A 20,576-nucleotide genomic window follows, 5' to 3' on the forward strand; every position below is an offset into this window, starting at 1 on the left:
AACGTTAGGGACTCGTCTTTATGAAAAAAGAGCCAATGATAATAAATTAACACTGACTCTTTTATCAATCAACTTTAAAAAAAATTATTACCAACTCAAATAGCTTTTAGAAGCTATAATTTAAACCAAGTGAAATTGATCTTCCAGGTACAGGTCTTACTCTTAAAAAGTTTGTTTGACCTTCTACGATACTGCCTTCTTCAGATTCTGTTATACCTAAAGTATCAAAAATGTTGTTAGCTGATAAATTAACTGCCAATTTTTCACTAATACCAACATTAACAAAACCGTTGATGATTACAAAACCAGGCATAATTAACTCATTAGAATCTTGAGCGTAGGCCTTAGTTTGTCCGATAAAGCTTAATCCAAGGTTATTTTGTTTTTCTGCTCCAAAGCTATAAGACGGTAAGAAGTTATAAATTAAATCTGGTTGTCTTCTTGGCGTATTTCCTTCATTAGCTCCTGAGTCAATCTCTGCATCTGTATATGTTAAACCACCTCTAAAATTAAAATCGTTAATAGAGTATGTACCTTCTATCTCAATTCCTAAAGATTTATAGTCGTTCTCTATAATTGTATTTGTCGTTGCTTCAAAACCACCTTCTTCAGTAGTTTTTGCATAAAAGAATGTGGCATATATAGAGCCATTATTAAAACCTCTCTTATATCCTATTTCAGCCTGATTTATAAAATCTAATGCATTTATCGCATCACTGTTTGTAAAATCTAGACCAGTAAAGAGAATACGATCCGCTTTTGCTGCTGCACCTCTACTGTATCTTGCAAAAATAGCCTCTCCATCTTTCAATAATAAATTAGCACCAAGTGAATATGACACATAATCATAATCGTAATTAACAGTTGTTGGGTCTGCTAAGTTAATCGCTTGGGTTGTTTGCTCTGGCACAGATATATTTCCATCATTGTTAACATCGAATGGTGTTGTTGCTGGACCTGCAAAGCTTCCATCTACACGTCCTTTGTCATATCTAATACTTGCATCTAAGTTAAGTTTTTCTGAAGCCTCTATTTCTAAGGCTAAGTAAGGTGCAGAAGTGTTATACTTTGTGTCATAACTTCTTTGGCAGCAATCACCAAAAAATGTTGCTCCATAACCTACAAGACCATTCTCTGTGACTGGACTTCCTGTACTATCAAAACCATCTATTAATCTAGCATTGTCTCCTGCAGCCTCTAATAAATACGAGTTCCATAACCAAGACATAGACAGATTTTGCACACCTTTAAAGTATCCTAAAGTAATATTAACGTTGTCTAACTCTTTGGTTAAACGAATGTCATTCATAAAATTGTTGAAGTTGTTTAATTGTGTATCAAATAAAACAACTGGTGTAATGATTGTGTTACCATCTACAGGACCGTCTCCGTTTGCATATTGTAAAGAAGCGTAGCCATTACTACCCCCAAAACCACCAGGTGCTAAAAAGTCGTTTGCAGTTAGAACACTTGCTGGAAACGGCGAATTAAAACCTCCACGATTAGATGAAAATCTTCCTTTATTTACGACATTAAATCCGTCTCCTAAATCGAAAGAAGCTTCTACACCAACAGAAGTAGAAATAGGATTCATACCATCTCTTACATCAGAACGTCTTAACTGCCCGCTTTCGCCTAAACCTACATTTTGAGTTAAGTAAGATGTATGAAGCGTTTGGTTGTTAGCATCAAAATTTGGAATATCACTATAGTCTGGGTTATCGTTAGTTCCAGTAACTTGAATAGGGTTTGGAAGGTATGCTATAGCTCTATCGTTGAGATATTTACCATATAACCTCACATATCCATTTTCAAATTCTTTTGTTAAATTTAATTTGAACTGACCACCGTTATTTGCCGTATATCCAGCATCTCTCATTCCTTCACCTACTCTGTAAAAACCACCCATATGAAAGTATAGTCCATCTCCTATTGGTGCTCCGTAATCGAAATCTGTTCTAAAAGAGTTGTAATCCACTCCGAAAGTTGTAGCGAGTGACCCACCTTCAGTTTTCCCTGTTTTACTTATTAAGTTAATAATAGCACCAGGAGAGTTAGATGACAATGTGGATGCCGAACCTCCTCTAATAGCTTCAATACGACCAATGTTATTGTCGAATCTTGTAAAGATATCTGCCGTAGCAAATGCCATATCACCAAACAATAGTACTGGTAATCCATCTTCTTGTAGCTGAACATACTTTGAACCTCCAGAGGATACTGGCACACCTCTTACTGCTATATTAGAGTTACCTTCACCACCAGAAGATTCTGAACGGATACCTGGTATAGTCCTAAAAATTTCTGCTGTTGTTCTTGGTGCAGATTGAGCAATTGTGTTAGGTCTCAATGTAGTAACAGATACGCTAGACTCTATTCTAGATTTTGGATTTGTTACCCCAGTTATAATAACTTGATCTAAAGATTCTGTATCTTCAGACATCGTAATGTCAAGAGTTACATCTTCTCCTGCAACCGTTACTGACTTCTTAAATGTTGTGAAACCTAAGTAAGAACCAACTAATGTATAAGTACCATTTTCGACATTTGAGATAGTGTAGTTACCATCCAAGTCAGATACTGCGCCTTTACTTGTTCCTTCTAGAATAACATTAACACCCGTTAATGTCACACCTTGTGAGTCTTTTACAACACCAGAAATACTACTCTGTGCTGAAACCATGAGTGTTATCATAGCAAAAAACATAAATAAACTCCATTTGTTCTGTATTAATTTCATTTTTTGGTTGTTTGATTAATAATAAATTGGTTTAATAATTACTAAATTCATATTTATCAGCATATAAAAGTATATTTTTGACAACGAAAACGTTTTCGTTTTACCGAAAACGTTTTCGTTTATTATATTTGCTATTATTTTTTTAAATGAAGCCTGTAACATTAAAACAAATCGCAGAACAACTTGGTATATCTGTTACAACAGTGTCTAAGGCCTTAAAGGATTATCCAGATGTAAGTAAAAAGACTAAAAAATTAGTTAAACAGCTTGCCGAAACCTTAAACTATAAGCCAAATTCGTTTGCCGTCACGCTAAGAACAAAAGAATCCAAAACAATTGGACTAATCATTCCAGAAGTGGTCCATCACTTTTTTTCTAATGTTATTAAAGGTATTATCGCTCAAGCTGAAAAAAAAGGATATCTCGTTATTATCTTACAATCTAATGAGTCTTACGATTTAGAAAAACAACAAATCGAATTACTTTTAAGTAAAAGAGTTGACGGTGTTTTAATTTCATTAGCAAATGCTACTGGAGATTATAAGCATCTAAATGATTTGATAGCTCAAGAAGTTCCTTTAGTTATGTTTGATAAGATTGCAAAAATTGTTAACTGTTCTAAAGTTATAATCAACGATAGAAAAGCTGCATATACGGCAACAAAACATTTAATTGATATTGGTTGTAAACGAATTGCTCATTTTAGAGGTCCTCTATTACCACAAAATTCGATAGATCGATTTTTAGGTTACAAGCAAGCATTAATAGACCATAATATTACATACGATCCATCTTTAGTATATATCTGTGATTGTAGTATTAAGAGTTTTGAAGAAGGAAAACAAAGCGCAAATCAACTATTAAAAGATCATAGTGATGTTGATGGTATTTTTATAAATACCGACTTAGTTGCGATAGGAGCAATGACGGAGTTTCAAAGACATGGTATTAAAATTCCAGAAGATATTGCTATTGTAGGGTTTAGCAATTGGTTTATGTCTTCAGTTATATCACCAACCTTAAGTACTATTGACCAACCTGGATATCAAATGGGTAAAGAGGCTTTTAAACTGTTGTATAAAGAAATGAAAAATAAAAAGCAAAATTTACCAATTGAGTATAAAACGGTAGAGCTAGAAACAGGTTTAATTGAAAGAGAGTCAACCAAAAAAAATTAATCTTTTAAAAACTTAATATTGCGTTGTAAACCTGAAAACTTTGTTCGTTTAACTGCAGATTTTTTAAAGACTTTTCTAAATGTGTCCTCGGTAATTTCTTCCCAATCCTTTTTGGTCATATAAAGTAACTCAGGATGTGGATTAAACAACGGTTCTTGATGTGATTTGCTGAAACGATTCCAAGGGCAAACATCTTGGCAAACGTCGCAACCAAACATCCAATCTTCAAATTTTCCTTTAAATTCTAAGGGAATATTGTCTTTTAATTCAATTGTAAAATACGAAATACATTTACTTCCATCTACAACATAAGGTTCTGTAATGGCTTCTGTTGGGCAAGCGTCAATACAAGCTGTACAAGTACCGCAATGGTCTGTTGTTGGTGTGTCGTAATCTAATTCTAAATCGATAATTAGCTCTGCTATAAAATAAAAGGAACCAGTTTTTTGGCTTAACAAGTTACTATGCTTACCAATCCAACCCAAACCAGATTTTGCTGCCCAAGCTTTGTCTAAAACTGGTGCTGAATCTACAAAAGCGCGACCGTGAACCTCTCCTATTTCATCCTGAATTGAACTAAGCAACTCCTTCAATTTGTCTTTAATGACAAAGTGATAGTCTGTGCCGTAAGCGTATTTTGAAAGCTTGAAACTGTTTTCTGTCTGAGTCTCTTCAGGATAATAGTTCAACAATAGTGAAACCACACTTTTAGAATCTTCCACCAATAATGTTGGGTCCAAACGTTTATCGAAATGGTTTTCCATATAACGCATTTCACCATGCATATTCTTATTCAACCAAGCTTCTAATCTTGGCGCTTCTTCTTCAAGAAATTGTGCCTTACTAATTCCACAAGATAAAAAACCGAGGCGTTTGGCTTCGGTCTTAATAAATTCTGTGTATTTGGTTTTATTGTCTATCATTTCTATTCTTCGCCTGCATTTCGACTGCGCTCAATGTGACAGCTCAGAATTATTTTAGAATAATCCGCCTTGCGTAGGTCCTTTAATTTTGCCGAGGTGTTTGTAAGCTTGCTCTGTGACTTCACGCCCTCTTGGCGTGCGCATTATAAAACCTTGTTGTATTAAAAACGGTTCGTAAACTTCCTCGATTGTTTCTGCGCTCTCACTAACCGCAGTAGCAAGCGTAGTAATGCCCACTGGTCCACCTTTAAATTTTTCTATAATTGTAGTCAATATTTTGTTATCCATTTCATCTAAACCATGTGCATCGACATTTAAGGCTTCTAAAGCAAACTTAGATATCTGTATATCTATATTTCCATTGCCTTTTATCTGCGCAAAATCTCTAACACGACGTAATAATGCATTTGCGATACGTGGTGTACCACGACTACGACCTGCGATTTCAATGGCTGCTTCCATAGTAATTGGCATATTTAGTATAGTAGCGCTTCGTTGAACAATCGTCGTCAGTAATTCGGTATTGTAATATTGAAGTCGACTACTAATCCCAAAACGTGCGCGCATTGGTGCGGTTAATAGTCCTGAACGTGTTGTAGCTCCAACAAGCGTGAAAGGTGCCAGATTAATTTGAACTGTTCTAGCATTTGGTCCGGACTCAATCATGATGTCAATCTTGTAATCTTCCATGGCAGAATACAAATACTCCTCAACGATTGGGCTGAGACGATGAATTTCGTCTATAAACAGTACATCTCGCTCATCAAGATTAGTCAATAATCCAGCTAAGTCGCCTGGTTTATCTAAAACGGGACCCGATGTAACCTTGATACCCACATCTAGCTCGTTAGCTAAAATATGCGCCAACGTAGTTTTCCCTAATCCTGGAGGACCATGGAACAAAGTATGATCTAAAGCTTCATCACGCAACCTTGCAGCCTGGGTAAAGATTTTTAAGTTTTCGAGTACTTGATCCTGACCTGTAAAGTCTTCAAAAGATAGTGGTCTTAACTTCTTTTCGACATCTAACTCTTCTGGTGAGAAATTCTCGTTTGTTGGGTCTAGGTTTTCGTTCATTTTAAGACCTTTCGACTACGCTCAAGGTGACATTTAATTTCCGTATAACAAAGCCAAATATTATTATGTTATAGACATAAAAAACAGCTTAAAGCAAATATAAAGAAAAAGCCTCTCCATTTAATAGTAAACGAAGAGGCTTTTTATTGAAAGTTTATAATCTATTTTAAAACCTTAAACTCACAGCGTCTGTTTATATCATACTCTTCATCTTTACAAATACCTTCTCTAACACATTTGTTGAGTGGTTTTGTTTCACCATAACCAATACTTGTGAGTCTACTTTTTTGAATACCTTGACTAACAAGATACTCTAAAGTAGATGCCGCACGCTTTTCGGATAAACTCAAATTATAGTCATCTGAACCTCTTGCATCTGTATGGGCAGAAACTTCAACTTCCATAGATGGGTACTTTTTCATTAAATTTACCAATACATCTAGCTTTTGTGCAGCTTCAGGCTGAATCTTGTAGCTATTAAAGTTGAAGAAAATTTTATCGATTTGCACCATTACTCTACCTGTCTCGTCTTGCTTAACGCGCTCTTCTGCATCTGAGAATGATTCTAATTCTAAATTAATATTATGATAAATCTCGCCATCTTTTCCGGTAGTAAATTTAATCTCTTGTGGTATGTAAGCATCTGATGTACCCTTAACAACATAGTTGATGTCTGGGTCTAGCTTAAATAAATAACTAGCGTCCTTTGTTGTGGTTTTTTCTTGTAGAACATTTCCTTTGTCATCTAATAGTACAACTTTCGCGCCTGCAAGTGGTGCTTTAGAATTTTTATCTCTAATAACGCCTTCTACCATATACTTGGTTAAAATGTTTTCTTCTCTAGTATAACTATACATTTTATCTGTACCTGAGCGGTTAGATGAAAAATAGCCCATGTCATCTGCTTCATTTATAACAAATGAGAAGTCGTCTAAATTGCTATTTACTGTACTGCCTAAATTGGTAGGAAGTGTATATACATTGTCTACAAATTGGGTTCTAAAAATATCTAGACCGCCAAAACCAATTAATCCATTAGATGAATAATACAACACATCATTATCGCTTATATAAGGAAATTGCTCTCTGTGTTTTGTGTTTACTGTACGACCTAAATTTTGAGGCTCACCATAAGTGCCGTCATCATTAATGGCTACTTTATAAATATCGAAACTACCAATAGAGCCTGGCATATCGCTTGAGAAATATAATATTTTTCCATCTTTACTTAAGCTAGGGTGCTCTGTGCTATACTCATCTGACGAAAATGGTAAAACCATAACATTTGACCACTCATTATTAATCAATTCAGCTTTATACAATTTGACTTGGGCTACACGACCTTCTTCAGTTTTTGTTTTTGTGTCATCGGTTCTATTAAAATACATGGTTTTTCCATCTTTAGAAAACACAGGGTTACTCTCATGAGATGACGTATTAATTACATCTGAAAATGGTATTATGTTTTCTAATTTTCCGTCTTTTAATGTTGCCGAATATATATCTAAATACGGTAAATCGTTCCAGACAAATGCAGGGTTATTCTCATTGCGAGTTGAGGCAAATGCTACTTTATCTTTACCAAAAAAGGTTAATCCAAAATCGCTGTAGGTTGAAACATTATCTATCGTTTTTGTCTTGAAAACGTGTGGTGTTGACTTACGGTTTCTTTCTATAAACTCTTTTGTATTTACAATTTTATTATAATACTTGGTAAGATACTCATCAGCAAGTTTATAATTTTTAACGCCTTTAAGAGATTGTGCATATTTAAAATAATACTCAATATCCAAAGAATCCGTGTAATCTAAAATAAGTTCTCTATAAGTTTTGACCGCCTTTTGCATATTACTATTATAGTAATAACTATCGCCCAAATTTTGAAGCACTTGTTGACTAGGCTCTTTCTTTTCATAAAGCTCTGCTGCTTTGGCATAGGCTTTTAATTCAAAATATTTATCAGCACGATTAAGGCGCTCTTTTTGCGCAACACAAACGTTACAAGCGAATATAAAGCTACCTAATAAAAGAATATATTGTTTCATGTTTTGTCTATTTAAATTCATCTTAGAACTTATAAATACATTAGATTGAGTTGTTTTCATAGGTCTTGTATTTTAAAGTTTAGAAAAATCTCGGAGATCGGTCGTAACCACTCTTAAAGTTGAATAAGTCTAAGTCAAATAAAAGCATAATTTCATGAGACCCAGAGCTAAAATCGCTAAGGTTTGAGGTCGTATAATCGTAACTGTACCCAATTCTTAGGTTTGGAGCAATTCTAAAATTCACCAAAGCACTTACAGCATCTTCTAATCGGTATGCTAGACCTACTTCAAGCTTTTCTTGCAATAAAATATTAGCTGTTATGTCTAATGCAAGCGGCGCACCCGAAACGCCTTTTGCCATAAAAGCAGGCTTAAAGCGAATGTCTGGTGTAATATCAAACACGTAACCTCCTGTTAGGAAAAAGTGTGTGCTTTCTGCACCTAAAGCTCTTACTCCGTTTTCAGATTCTAAATGCTTTGTTGCTAATAAATTTGGAGCAGACAGGCCAATGTAATAGTTGTCCGAGAAATAGAATGCTCCCAATCCTACATTTGGAAAAGTATTATTGATATTCTCGTTAAAAGCAACATCGGTATCTACACCGCCAGATTGTAAAACAAATCCATTAAAATTGGTGTTAAATAAGGTTACACCAGCCTTAATTCCTAGAGATAATTTGCTGTTATCGCCTACTTGTAAAACGTATGCAAAGTCTGAATAAATGTTATTTTCTTCTACTACATCTCCGATGTTATCATTAGTAAATGATAAACCTATCTCCATTTTTTCGTTAATTGGTGTATGCGCAAATAAAGATGCTGTTCTTGGAGCACCTTCTAATCCTACCCACTGTGTACGGTAAAGAGCTCCTGTATTTAAAATACCTTGTTCTGCTGTTGCATAAGCAGGGTTTATAACACTCATGTTATACATATATTGTGTAAACTGAGGGTCTTGCTGTGCGTAGCTACTGTAAGACGTCATCGTCAGTATGGCTACAATCACTAATTTTTGAAATATATTTAGTTTTTTCATGATTCTTAATTTTGTGTGTTTAGCCAAACTTTTATCTACTTAAGTATAAGCGTCCTTGAACGGGTTTATTTTCACCATCGTTAAAATTGAAAATATAGAAGTAAACACCTACTGGTAAAACTTTATCGCCAATTGTAGATTGGTTTGAAGTCCCATCAAATCTTGGTGAGGCAGCGTTGCCTTTATAGACAAGATTTCCGTATCGGTTGTAAATTTCCATTTCAAAATTTGGATGTAACACCTCTAAATTATCGACATCAAATGTGTCGTTTACACCATCGCCATTTGGAGAAAACCCATCTGGAATAACAAGTGCGCCACAATTAGTCAAATCTGGCATCACTTCTAATCTCACACTACTTTCGCAACCTGTAGTTGTATTAATTAAGGCGGCGTAATAGGTTTGTTCACTTTCTAAGTCATCAGAATTACTGTATGTACTTCCGCCATTGATAGCATCGTACCATACAACAGTAAATGGTGTTTGTCCGTTTTCTGAAATGTTTTGAGATAAATCGCCTATAGTAGGATTATCGTTAATACAATAATCTAATGACGCATCTAAAAGTGTAGGTGTAGGTGTATCGTTAATAGTAACTACGACCGATATATTATTAGAAGATTCGCAACCGTTTGCTGCTGTTTGTGTCGCAAAATAATCTTCTCCATCTATTAAAGCTTCACTATCACTTAATGCTGTAGTTAAGGCAGCATCTGCATACCAGTTTAGACTTCCTGTTACTGTTACAGCACTACTTAAGTCTGCAACAGTAGGGTTATCAATCACACAAAATGCTGGTGTAGCTTCTATAACTGTAGGCTCTTGAATATCATTTACCGTTATAGTTACTTGTGCTGAAGCATCTGTTGTACACGGCGCTGTTGCGGCTACAGTATAGGTGTAAACACCACTTGTATCTGCTGTAGGGTCAAAAATATTAGTACCGCTAGTTAATTCTGGAAACCATGTTCCTGTGCTGTCTGGCGTTCCGTTTAGTAATGTTGTTAAGTCAAACGTACCATCGATAACACAAACTTCGGCTGTATTATCTTCTCCTGCATTTGCTGGAAGCGTTACAGATACCGTAACCACACTTATAAAAGAACCACAGGCATTTACCAACTCGTAAGTGTACGGCCCAGCTGCATCTACAAGTGGATCAAATACGCCGGTACCGCTTGTTAAGGCCGGAGACCACGTTCCGCCTAAATCGGCACCTCCTAAAAGTGGGAATAAATCAATCGTGCCGGCATCTATACAAACGTTTGTACTGGCATCAGTACCTGGATTTAAAGCTTCTTCAATAGTAATTGTAATTGTTGTACTTGCATCAATACAAGGTGGTGTAGCTGCAATAAAGTAAGTAAATTGATAATCTCCAGGTGTTAGTCCTGTAGCATCTAAACTATTGTCTGTCACTGCTCCTGTTGCAGAATCATCCTGCCAAACACCTCCTGCATCTTGTGTGCCATCTAAACCTGTAAATAAATCTATACTGGCATTATCATTACATTCTATAAGTCCGGGAATTATTGCATTTCCTGATATTGGAGTTGTAAAAATGTTTACAGTCACTTCAAACCTTACTGACGACTCACATCCTGTGCTTGCATCTGTCTGGGTTGCGTAATATGTTTCTCCATTTACTAATGGTGTTGATGCATCTAAAGGATTTCCACCTGTAGCTTCATCATACCATTGTATAGAATTTCCTGTTGCTGCTAAGTCACCTACTAGACCACTATCGCAAAATTCTTGAACGGTAGTTGCTGTCGGTGTCGCTGTATCTAAAATAATTAATGTAACCGTTACAAGACTATCGTCGCATGTTCCTATGGCATTAACATCGAATGTAAAATCATAAGTGCCTGTTGCTAATCCGTCTAAAGTAACTGTATTACCTGCTAGAGCTCCAGAAGCGTCATCATCACTCCATACGCCAGACTGGTCTTCACCTTCTAATAAATCGAATAAATTAAACGTCTCACCAGAAGAAACATCTGCAATACAAAATTCTGCTGGAGGATTTACCGTTCCAGACTCTGGTGCATCTTCTAAAGTAACAGTTACTGTACTACTATTTGTGCAACCTTGTGTTGATGTTATTGAATAGGTAAAATTATAGCTGCCGATTGGTAGAGAGGTTAAGTCTACATTGCTTCCTGATAAAGCTCCTGACGCATCATCATCTGACCAAGTTCCGCCTGCATCATTACCTGTTAATTGGCCAAACAAATCTAAAGGCGAATTTCCTGCCACATCATTTTCGCAAAACGTAGCATTGGTCGGCGTACCTGTATTAGGTTGCGGAAGTACAATAAGTTGAACTGTAACATCTACATCTGAACAAGTTCCGATATTTGGTACCGAATAGGTATAATTGTAGGTTCCGTCTGCAAATGCTGAAATATCTACAGGGTTACTTACTGCTGTACCCGAAGCATCTGTACCTTCATACCAAGTGCCATTAGTGTCTTGAGTGCCGTCTAGAAGTGTAAATAAATCTAAAGGTGAATTAGCAGTTAATTCTTCAAAACATAGTTCTAAAGGTGTAAGAGCATTACCAGATTCTGGTGCTGGTTCTATAGTAATAGAAATTGTTTCGGCATCTTCGCAAGTTCCGTTAGAAATGGTATAGGTAAATTGAAAAGGACTGCCTGAAACCGTAAATGTACTTATGTCTACAGGCGAAGTTACGACTACACCATTAGCATCGGTCCATGTACCACTGTTGTTATCTTGACTCCCGTCTAAAGCTGAAAATAAATCGAAAGGTGAATTTGAAGCAATTTCGTTTTCACAAATTGAAGCATTTAAAGCTACACCTGCATTTGGATCTTCGAGAATAATTACCTGAACTGTCGTAGACTCCTCTGCACAAACATTAGGTGCTAAGTTTTGAGTATACGTGTAATCATAAGTTCCTGGTGCAAAGCCAGAAAAATCTATCGTTGACGTTGTTGCCACACCTGTGCTCAAAGTGCCTTCTGTCCATTGACCGCCAACATCTTCATTATCTAATAAAGTAAACAAATCGAATGCTCCTGGTAATCCAGACACACAAAATGATGCTGGATTATTAGCTGCTGGCGTCCCAGATGTAAAACTATCATAAATTGTGATGGTTACAGTTGAGCTTCCTTCTGGGCATGGTCCACTTGCTGGCACAGTATAAGTAAACACTAAATCGCCTGGTGTGGTTACACTTCCAATATTTATCGTTCCTGTTGTCCCATTAGTAATTGTTATTGGCCCAGACCATGTGCCTAAAGCATCTGGAGTGCCACCTAACTGGTCTACTAAATTTATATCTGTAGTAGGTAAACTATCTATACAATACTCTAAAGTAGCAGAAGTTCCTGGGTCAATAGGTGTATTAACCTCTACTGTTACTACTATAGGATTACTGGTACAAAAGAAGCTTTCTGCTTGTATGTAATACGTACCGCTTACTATGACATCAGTATCCATTAATGCTGGTTGAATAGGATTGCCTGCACCATCTAAACTTTCGTACCAGTTAAATACATCTACAGTTCCAGGTATAAGGTCTGCCACAGTAGGATTAGCTGTTGTACAAAACGATTGCACTGAAGGTGGTGTTGGCTCATCTGGCGCGTCAAAGGTTGCAGTTGTTCCAACTTCTATTTGACTTCTACAGCCTGAGGAGTCGACAAATACAATAAAATAATTTGTTCCTCCTGTAGGAATAGCGTCTGTTGGCAATGCTTGATTCGCAAGTTCAAAGTCTGTATAAATCTCAACAGAGCCTCCAGGCGGTTGGGCAAAGCTTAAAACTTCATCTATATACAGTTGAATTGTTGGAGACTCATTACTACAGTAAACAGCATCTAAGTTTTGGTTAGTTGGGCTCAACACAAAAGATACTGTAATGGCCTCTCTTGTACCGCACGTGCCCGTACTGTTACCGGCATAATAAACGCCTTCTGAAACGAGCTCATTAGAATTAAAAGTTGTTCCTCCTGTTGGGGAATCGTACCATTGGATATCATTATTGATATCTGTCGCATAAATATTTAAATCTTGAATGGTTAACCCAGCGGCATCACAAACTAGTGGCGAGGGATTAGTTACTGTTGGACATTGTGCACTAACATGACTGGTAAAGGCAAATAGTAACAAAGCAGCAGTAATTGATTTAAACAAGTTCCTATTGATAAGGTTTGTTTTCATAATCAAAATGTTGGTTAAGTTTTGGTTATAGTTTGAATAAAAAAAGTACTTATTTTTCGTACAAATCTTATATTCGGGTGCAATTTAACGAAAAATTTTGTATTTCATCGGATTTTAATGTTTTTTATCGATAAAATTTGCGCTTTGGCTAAGAAAAAATACTTAACGTGCTGACTTACAGTAATTTGAATAAAAACAAAAATCCCTAAGATTAGCTAATCTTAGGGATTTTTGTTTTTATTCAATTGGATTCTTTAATGTTGTAGTTCCTCTTCACCATCTTTCATTGGGACATTTTGAGGCACAAAGTCTTCCTCATGTCCTGGCTTACTATAATCGTAAGACCATCTGTAAACCGTTGGTAAAGCACCAGGCCAGTTACCATGAATATGCTTTACAGGAGCAGTCCATTCTAATGTGTTAGACTTCCACGGATTTTGTTCCGCCTTTTTGCCGTAGAACATACTGCTAAAGAAGTTGTACAAGAATACTAGCTGAAATGCACCTCCTACAAGAGCAAACATTGTAATGACTACCTGTGTATTTGTAGTATCATCGAACAATGGGAAGTTAGAGTTTGTATAATATCTTCGAGGTAATCCCGCCATACCTATAAAGTGCATTGGGAAGAAAACACCGTAAGCACAGATGGCTGTTACCCAGAAATGGAGATATCCTAAATTCTTATTCATCATTCTACCAAACATTCTTGGGAACCAGTGGTAAACCCCGGCAAATAACCCATAAAGTGCAGATATACCCATTACCAAGTGGAAATGCGCCACAACAAAATATGTATCATGAACATTGATGTCTAATGCACTATCACCTAAGATAATACCTGTAAGACCACCTGTAATGAAAGTTGATACTAAACCAATAGAGAATAGCATCGCTGGATTCATCTGTAGATTACCTTTCCAAAGCGTTGTAATATAATTAAAGGCTTTTACTGCTGAAGGAATTGCAATTAATAAAGTTGTAAATGTAAATACTGAACCTAAGAACGGATTCATACCAGAAATAAACATATGATGACCCCAAACTATTGTAGATAAGAATGCAATAGCCAAAATTGAAGCAACCATGGCACGGTAACCAAATATTGGCTTACGTGAATTTGTTGCAATAATCTCTGATGTAATACCTAATGCTGGTAATAATACAATATAAACTTCAGGGTGACCTAAGAACCAGAAAAGGTGTTCGAATAATACAGGCGAACCTCCTTGGTAATGTAAAACTTCACCTTGAATAAATATATCTGATAAGAAGAATGACGTTCCAAAACTTCTATCCATTATTAATAATAGGGCTGCAGATAATAAAACTGGGAATGAAATTACACCAATGATTGCTGTTACAAAGAACGCCCAAATAGTTAATGGTAAACGTGTCATTGACATCCCTTTTGTACGTAGGTTCAATACTGTTACAATATAGTTTAACGACCCTAATAAGGAAGATGCAATAAATATTGCCATTGATACTAACCAGAGTGTCATTCCTGCACCTGAACCGCCTTGTGCCATTGGTAAAGCTGATAATGGTGGGTAAATTGTCCAACCTGCAGCCGCTGGTCCTGCCTCTACGAATAGAGATAATATCATTATCACACTAGATAAGAAAAATAACCAATAGGAAATCATGTTAAGAAATCCTGAAGCCATATCCCTAGCACCAATCTGTAATGGAATTAATAAGTTACTAAACGTACCACTAAGACCTGCGGTAAGCACAAAGAAAACCATGATGGTACCATGAATGGTCACTAATGCTAAATAAATATCGGCATCCATGACACCTTCTGGCGCCCACTTGCCTAATAAGGCTTCGAATAATACATTTGGTTTCTCTGGCCACGCAATTTGCATACGCATCATTAAGGACATCATAATCCCTACAACACCCATAATAATACCTGTAATTAAGTATTGTTTAGCAATCATCTTGTGATCTTGGCTAAAAATATACTTAGTTACAAAGGTCTCTTTGTGGTGATGTACGTCGTGGTCGTCGTGAACGTGTGTTTCTGCTGTTACTGACATAATCTTTTATCTTTTTCTTAAAACAATTTTTTTAATGCTAATTTAATGAATTTTCGAAAGTTTTTTGTTCTTTCATCCATGCATCAAATTCTTCTTGAGTCTCTACAACTATCTTCATTTGCATGTTGTAGTGAGACTTTCCACATATTTTATTACAGAGTAATAAATAATCAAATTCATAAGTAAGGTCTTGCCCAGAGGCTTCAATTTCGGCTTTACGATCTAATCTAAGTGCATTTATATTTGCAACTTTATCTTGGATATCCGGATTAGAGCGCATCTCTGCAGTAGTTACAGTTGGTGTAAATGCAAACTGTGTAACCATACCTGGAACGCAGTTCATCTGTGCTCTAAAATGTGGCATATAAGCCGAGTGTAATACATCCTGAGAACGCATCTTAAATAAGATTGGTCTGTTAACTGGTAAATGTAATTCTGTTACAATAACATCATCTTTTGCATTTGGATCATCCTCATCAACACCCAATATATTGGCTCTATCTAAGTCAATTAACCTAACATTGGCTTTACCTAAAACATTGTCTTCACCACCATATCTTGCTTTCCAATTAAATTGCTGAGCATATAATTCAATAACCATTGGATCTTCACTTTCGTCGATATTCATGATATCATTCCAGGTGAATAATCCATAGATAATTAAACCTGCTAGAACAATTACAGGAATAATTGTCCAGATTGCTTCTAATGTATTATTATCTGCGTAAAATAAAGCCTTACGTCCTTTTTCTCCTTTATATTTAAATGCAAAATAATGTAATAAAAATTGTGTAACTATCTGAACAAAGAATATAACAATCATAGAAATGACCATTAAATTATCTATCCCTGGACCATGCTCTGATGCTGAATTAGACATTAGAGGTAAATCGCCCAAATACACAAAACTTGCAATGGTAATAGCATATATGAAGATTAAAAAAGCAATCATCATATAACCATTAAATCTGTTATCCTTGTCGGTAGCTACTTGATTATCGTTTGAAGCACCAACTTGTGCTAAATCAAAAATCTTTACCATTTGCCAAAGGGCAACGGCTACAAATAGTACTATAATAAATATTAACAAAGTTGTCATTATCGTCTCAGTTCTAAATTTTTAATTAATAATGAAAGTGTTCACTCTCTTTAATAAATGGGTTTCCTTTTGCCAATAAAGGTGCTTTGCTTAATGCTGTAAATACAATAAACAAGAATAATCCTGCAAAGAAACAAATCGCTCCAATTTCTGGTGCTCCTATAAACCATCTTTCACTTACTGTTGCAGGCATAATCATATTAAAGACGTCTAAATAATGGCCACATAAGATTACAATTCCTGCCATAACTACAAACCATGGAATACGTTTGTAATCGCTATTCATTAATAATAATAATGGGAATAGGAAATTCATAGCTACCATACCAAAAAATGGTAATTTGTAGTCTTCTATTCTCGCAACAAAGTACACTACCTCTTCTGGAATGTTAGAATACCAGATAAGCATAAATTGAGAAAACCATAAGTATGTCCAGAAAATACTAATACCAAACATAAACTTAGCCAAATCATGTAAGTGACTATCGTTTACAAACTCTAATAATCCTTTAGACTTTAAATAGATTGTAATTAATGCTATTACTGTTATACCACTTACAAACATACTTGCAAATACGTACCAACCAAATAATGTAGAGAACCAATGAGGATCAACACTCATTATCCAGTCCCAAGACATCATCGATTCTGTGTAGATATAAAACACTAAGAATCCCGCAGAAATTCTGAAATTCTTTTTGAAATTACTATTATCCTCAGCGGAGTCTTGAGCAATCGAAAACTTACGAGAAAAGTATCTGTATAAAGACCACCCAGCTAAAAATATTGCGCCTCTTATAAAGAACCAAGGTGTATTTAACCAGCCTTCTTTTGCTTGAATAATCTTATCGTGAGCAACGACATCGGCATCCATCCATATAAATAGATGCTTACCTGCAAACGCAGCAACTAAAAGAACCAATATTCCTCCTGGCAATACATAAGCTGTGATACCTTCCATAACTCTAAAAAGTACTGGTGACCAACCTGCTTGCGCCGCATATTGTATAGCATAGAATGCTAAAACGCCCAAAGCAATCATAAAGAAAAAGAACGCAGCAACATATAATGCAGCATAAGGTCTGTTGTGTATTTGGTGTAAGGCATGCTCTTCATGACTCATTTTATGACCATCTTCTGCATGGTCAGCATCTGCGTATCCTGCTACTTGGCTGTGTGTATCTCCATGTCCAGCATCAGCATGCTCATTACCATGACCATCGCCGTGTTCGTTAACTAAATATTCAGATATGTTATCTTCAGTTACAGCATGAGATTTCATGTATCCGTAACCCCATAGCAGTCCACCTAAAACCACTAATATGATTGAAGCTATCTTTAATCGATTTGAAATTTTATATTCCATCTATATAATCTTTGTCTAAATCTTATTTTTCTAAATCTGCTTTTAGTTTTTCAACATAAGCCACAACTTGCCAACGCTCTTCTTCGCTCATAAAATTAGCATAAGAGCCCATTGAGTTTTTACCATAATAAATAACATGATAAATACTTCCTGTTGTAATTGCTCTACCAGCATCTGCATAACTTGGCACACCTAAGATTTTCTCACGTTCTACCAAATAACCTTTTCCTGCTCCTTTATTACCATGACAAATACCGCAGTAAATATCGTACAGCTCTTTCCCTCTTGCATAATCAACTGCTGCAGAATCTAAAGGACTTGTTAAGTTAGCTTTTGCGTACTCGTAACCCTCATTAGTATCCTCTATCTCGTATAACGAATATCCTCTTGGAATGGTTCCTTCTACCGGAAGCTGAGCTTCGACACCATTTGCAAAGGCCTCAGATTCTTGATACGCTTCGTAACCCACAGATTGGTACATGTTAGGCATGTACTGATAGTTACGTCTTGTTTTTTTGTTACAAGACACTATACTAAATAGCATAAGTAATACTACTGATATTTTTAAAGTCGTCTTCATATTAATGTGCGTCTTCGTCTTTTTCTACAATATTAATCTCAACAGCACCAGTCTCTTTCAATAGATTTGTTAAATCTGCCTCGTTATCATGAATAGCGATTTCCATTAAAAAATGGTCATCCGTTGTTCTTGGGTCTGGATTTTCAGCTTTTTTAAATGGCCACATTCTGCTACGTAAGTAAAACGTAATAACCATTAAATGCGCGGCAAAAAATACAGTTAACTCAAACATGATAGGAACAAATGCTGGCATATTTTCTATATAACTAAAGCTTGGTTTACCACCAATATCCTGTGGCCAATCTTCAATCATTATAAAATTCATCATTACAACGGCTACCGTAAGACCAACACAACCGTATAAAAATGCTGTTATTGCTAAACGTGTAGGCGCCAAACCCATAGCTTTATCTAGTCCGTGAACAGGAAATGGGCAATATATTTCTTCGATATGATGCTTAGCTGCCTTCACCTTTTTTACGGCTGACATTAAGATATCATCATCGTTATAGATAGCATGAATTACTTTTGAAGCTGCTTCCATATCTATTAATTGTTTAATAAGTTTTTAGCCTGTCCTGCCCAATCGTCGCGTTCTGCCCTTCCAGGAAAAGACCCTGTGATTGAATCTAACAAGTCGTATTCGTTTTTAGTCATCTTACTTACTTGTAAGAATGTGTAAATTCCTATACTGTTAAGAACTTCTTCCATCTTAGGACCTACACCACTTATTTTCTTTAAATCGTCTGCTGTTTGTGTATTAGCATCAAATTTTCCGATACTGTTTAATAAATCATCTACTTTACCATCATCTGTATTAGGTAACGGTGCTTCTGTAGAGGCTGTTAATCCCGCTGAGTATACAGATGTTCTATCATCCGCTCCTGTACCAACTAAACTCTCTCCACTTTCTCTAATGCGCTTGTATCGCTCACCTGATGATTTTAAAATAGTCTTAACTTCCGCTTGTGCAATTACTGGGAATGTACGCGAGTACAATAAGAATAACACAAAGAAGAAACCAATTGTTCCGATAAAAATACCAATATCTACGAATGTCGGAGAGAACATTGTCCAAGACGATGGTAAGTAATCTCTATGCAATGACGTTACGATAATCACAAAACGCTCGAACCACATTCCAATATTTACTACGATAGAAATAAAGAAAGAGAACATAATACTTGTTCGTAATTTTTTGAACCACATAAACTGAGGAGAGAATACGTTACAAGACATCATCGCCCAATACGCCCAAGCATAAGGACCAGTTGCTCTGTTTAAGAATGCATATTGTTCGTATTCTACACCAGAATACCAAGCGATAAATAGCTCCGTAATATAAGCCACACCAACAATAGAACCTGTAATCATAATTACGATATTCATCAATTCGATATGCTGTACAGTAATATAATCTTCTAAGCTACATACTTTACGCATGATTATAAGAAGCGTGTTTACCATAGCGAATCCTGAGAAAATCGCTCCTGCAACGAAATACGGTGGGAAAATTGTGGTATGCCAACCTGGTATTACAGATGTCGCGAAGTCAAACGATACAATAGTATGTACAGAAAGTACTAACGGTGTTGCTAAACCAGCAAGTACCAAAGATACTTCTTCAAAACGTTGCCAATCTTTAGCACGGCCAGACCAACCAAAACTTAATAAAGAATATATTTTCTTTTGGAATGGCTTGACTGCTCTATCTCTAATCATTGCAAAATCTGGCAATAAACCAGTCCACCAGAATACTAATGATACCGATAAATATGTAGAGATTGCAAATACATCCCAAAGTAATGGCGAGTTAAAGTTTACCCATAACGAACCAAATTGGTTTGGAATTGGCAGTACCCAGTATGCCAACCATGGACGACCCATGTGAATAATTGGGAATAAACCTGCTTGCACAACTGAGAAAATAGTCATGGCTTCCGCAGAACGGTTAATTGCCATACGCCATTTTTGACGGAATAATAAAAGTACGGCAGAAATTAATGTTCCTGCGTGACCAATACCTACCCACCAAACAAAGTTGGTAATATCCCAAGCCCAGTTTACAGTCTTATTAAGACCCCAAACACCGATACCTGTTGATATGGTATAAATAATACAACCTATTCCCCAAAGGAAAGCGACCAAGGCAATTGAGAATACAATCCACCATGATTTATTGGCTTTACCTTCGACAGGTCTAGCAACCTCGACAGTTACGTCGTGATAGGATTTTTCTCCTGTTACTAAAGGTCTTCTAATAGGTGCTTCGTAATGAGACGCCATAAT

The 20,576-nt window shown here is 36.1% G+C and carries 13 protein-coding genes; 1 reads left to right on the forward strand and 12 read right to left on the reverse strand.

Annotated elements, in window-relative coordinates:
• Positions 1 to 106 precede the first annotated feature (106 nt).
• The gene (locus DFQ05_RS06705) at positions 107 to 2,740 is read right to left on the reverse strand and encodes a TonB-dependent receptor (RefSeq protein ID WP_132704629.1); all 2,634 of its coding nucleotides are present in this window, start codon (positions 2,738 to 2,740) and stop codon (positions 107 to 109) included.
• A gap of 146 nt (positions 2,741 to 2,886) precedes the next feature.
• Between DFQ05_RS06705 and DFQ05_RS06710 the strand changes: the two genes are divergently transcribed.
• Positions 2,887 to 3,918, forward strand: a complete 1,032-nt coding sequence (locus tag DFQ05_RS06710) for a LacI family DNA-binding transcriptional regulator (RefSeq protein WP_132704630.1) — start codon at positions 2,887 to 2,889, stop codon at positions 3,916 to 3,918.
• Here DFQ05_RS06710 and queG read toward each other — a convergent pair.
• From queG to nrfD, 11 genes are all read right to left on the reverse strand, one after another.
• Complete coding sequence (gene queG / locus DFQ05_RS06715) at positions 3,915 to 4,841, reverse strand: tRNA epoxyqueuosine(34) reductase QueG (RefSeq protein ID WP_132704631.1); 927 nt, start codon at positions 4,839 to 4,841, stop codon at positions 3,915 to 3,917. The genes DFQ05_RS06710 and queG overlap by 4 nt on opposite strands.
• A 54-nt stretch (positions 4,842 to 4,895) precedes the next feature.
• Positions 4,896 to 5,918, reverse strand: coding sequence for a Holliday junction branch migration DNA helicase RuvB (ruvB, locus tag DFQ05_RS06720; RefSeq protein WP_132704632.1), 1,023 nt, complete (start codon positions 5,916 to 5,918; stop codon positions 4,896 to 4,898).
• A gap of 161 nt (positions 5,919 to 6,079) precedes the next feature.
• A complete protein-coding gene (locus DFQ05_RS06725; RefSeq protein ID WP_241974228.1) occupies positions 6,080 to 8,023 on the reverse strand; it encodes an OmpA family protein in 1,944 nt (647 codons plus the stop codon).
• A 19-nt stretch (positions 8,024 to 8,042) separates the two neighbouring features.
• The gene (locus DFQ05_RS06730; protein WP_132704633.1) at positions 8,043 to 8,999 is read right to left on the reverse strand and encodes a PorP/SprF family type IX secretion system membrane protein; all 957 of its coding nucleotides are present in this window, start codon (positions 8,997 to 8,999) and stop codon (positions 8,043 to 8,045) included.
• 31 nt (positions 9,000 to 9,030) lie between these two features.
• Positions 9,031 to 13,194: a T9SS type B sorting domain-containing protein gene (locus DFQ05_RS06735; RefSeq protein ID WP_132704634.1), complete on the reverse strand. Its 4,164-nt coding sequence runs from the start codon at positions 13,192 to 13,194 to the stop codon at positions 9,031 to 9,033.
• 254 nt (positions 13,195 to 13,448) lie between these two features.
• A complete protein-coding gene (locus DFQ05_RS06740) occupies positions 13,449 to 15,242 on the reverse strand; it encodes a cytochrome c oxidase subunit I (protein WP_132704635.1) in 1,794 nt (597 codons plus the stop codon).
• A 37-nt stretch (positions 15,243 to 15,279) separates the two neighbouring features.
• The gene (locus DFQ05_RS06745) at positions 15,280 to 16,341 is read right to left on the reverse strand and encodes a cytochrome c oxidase subunit II (protein ID WP_132704636.1); all 1,062 of its coding nucleotides are present in this window, start codon (positions 16,339 to 16,341) and stop codon (positions 15,280 to 15,282) included.
• 25 nt (positions 16,342 to 16,366) lie between these two features.
• Entirely contained in the window at positions 16,367 to 17,707 is a 1,341-nt protein-coding gene (locus DFQ05_RS06750; RefSeq protein ID WP_132704637.1) for a quinol:cytochrome C oxidoreductase, read from the reverse strand.
• A gap of 22 nt (positions 17,708 to 17,729) precedes the next feature.
• On the reverse strand, positions 17,730 to 18,287 hold the full coding sequence (locus DFQ05_RS06755) for a c-type cytochrome (protein WP_132704638.1): 558 nt from the start codon (positions 18,285 to 18,287) through the stop codon (positions 17,730 to 17,732).
• Position 18,288: 1 nt separating this feature from the next.
• Complete coding sequence (locus DFQ05_RS06760) at positions 18,289 to 18,831, reverse strand: DUF3341 domain-containing protein (RefSeq protein WP_132704639.1); 543 nt, start codon at positions 18,829 to 18,831, stop codon at positions 18,289 to 18,291.
• Positions 18,832 to 18,836: 5 nt separating this feature from the next.
• Entirely contained in the window at positions 18,837 to 20,573 is a 1,737-nt protein-coding gene (nrfD, locus tag DFQ05_RS06765; protein ID WP_132704640.1) for an NrfD/PsrC family molybdoenzyme membrane anchor subunit, read from the reverse strand.
• Positions 20,574 to 20,576 lie beyond the last annotated feature (3 nt).

The organism is Winogradskyella wandonensis (assembly GCF_004346845.1).
Taxonomy (GTDB): Bacteria; Bacteroidota; Bacteroidia; order Flavobacteriales; family Flavobacteriaceae; genus Winogradskyella; species Winogradskyella wandonensis.

What these genes read in the sequence shown, in the direction of transcription:
- DFQ05_RS06730 (WP_132704633.1), bottom strand. Translation starts at nt 8,999, where the DNA reads ATGAAAAAACTAAATATATTTCAAAAATTAGTGATTGTAGCCATACTG.
- DFQ05_RS06710 (WP_132704630.1), top strand. Translation starts at nt 2,887, where the DNA reads ATGAAGCCTGTAACATTAAAACAAATCGCAGAACAACTTGGTATATCT.
- DFQ05_RS06735 (WP_132704634.1), bottom strand. Translation starts at nt 13,194, where the DNA reads ATGAAAACAAACCTTATCAATAGGAACTTGTTTAAATCAATTACTGCT.
- DFQ05_RS06725 (WP_241974228.1), bottom strand. Translation starts at nt 8,023, where the DNA reads ATGAAAACAACTCAATCTAATGTATTTATAAGTTCTAAGATGAATTTA.
- nrfD (WP_132704640.1), bottom strand. Translation starts at nt 20,573, where the DNA reads ATGGCGTCTCATTACGAAGCACCTATTAGAAGACCTTTAGTAACAGGA.
- DFQ05_RS06755 (WP_132704638.1), bottom strand. Translation starts at nt 18,287, where the DNA reads ATGAAGACGACTTTAAAAATATCAGTAGTATTACTTATGCTATTTAGT.
- queG (WP_132704631.1), bottom strand. Translation starts at nt 4,841, where the DNA reads ATGATAGACAATAAAACCAAATACACAGAATTTATTAAGACCGAAGCC.
- ruvB (WP_132704632.1), bottom strand. Translation starts at nt 5,918, where the DNA reads ATGAACGAAAACCTAGACCCAACAAACGAGAATTTCTCACCAGAAGAG.
- DFQ05_RS06740 (WP_132704635.1), bottom strand. Translation starts at nt 15,242, where the DNA reads ATGTCAGTAACAGCAGAAACACACGTTCACGACGACCACGACGTACAT.
- DFQ05_RS06705 (WP_132704629.1), bottom strand. Translation starts at nt 2,740, where the DNA reads ATGAAATTAATACAGAACAAATGGAGTTTATTTATGTTTTTTGCTATG.
- DFQ05_RS06750 (WP_132704637.1), bottom strand. Translation starts at nt 17,707, where the DNA reads ATGGAATATAAAATTTCAAATCGATTAAAGATAGCTTCAATCATATTA.
- DFQ05_RS06745 (WP_132704636.1), bottom strand. Translation starts at nt 16,341, where the DNA reads ATGACAACTTTGTTAATATTTATTATAGTACTATTTGTAGCCGTTGCC.
- DFQ05_RS06760 (WP_132704639.1), bottom strand. Translation starts at nt 18,831, where the DNA reads ATGGAAGCAGCTTCAAAAGTAATTCATGCTATCTATAACGATGATGAT.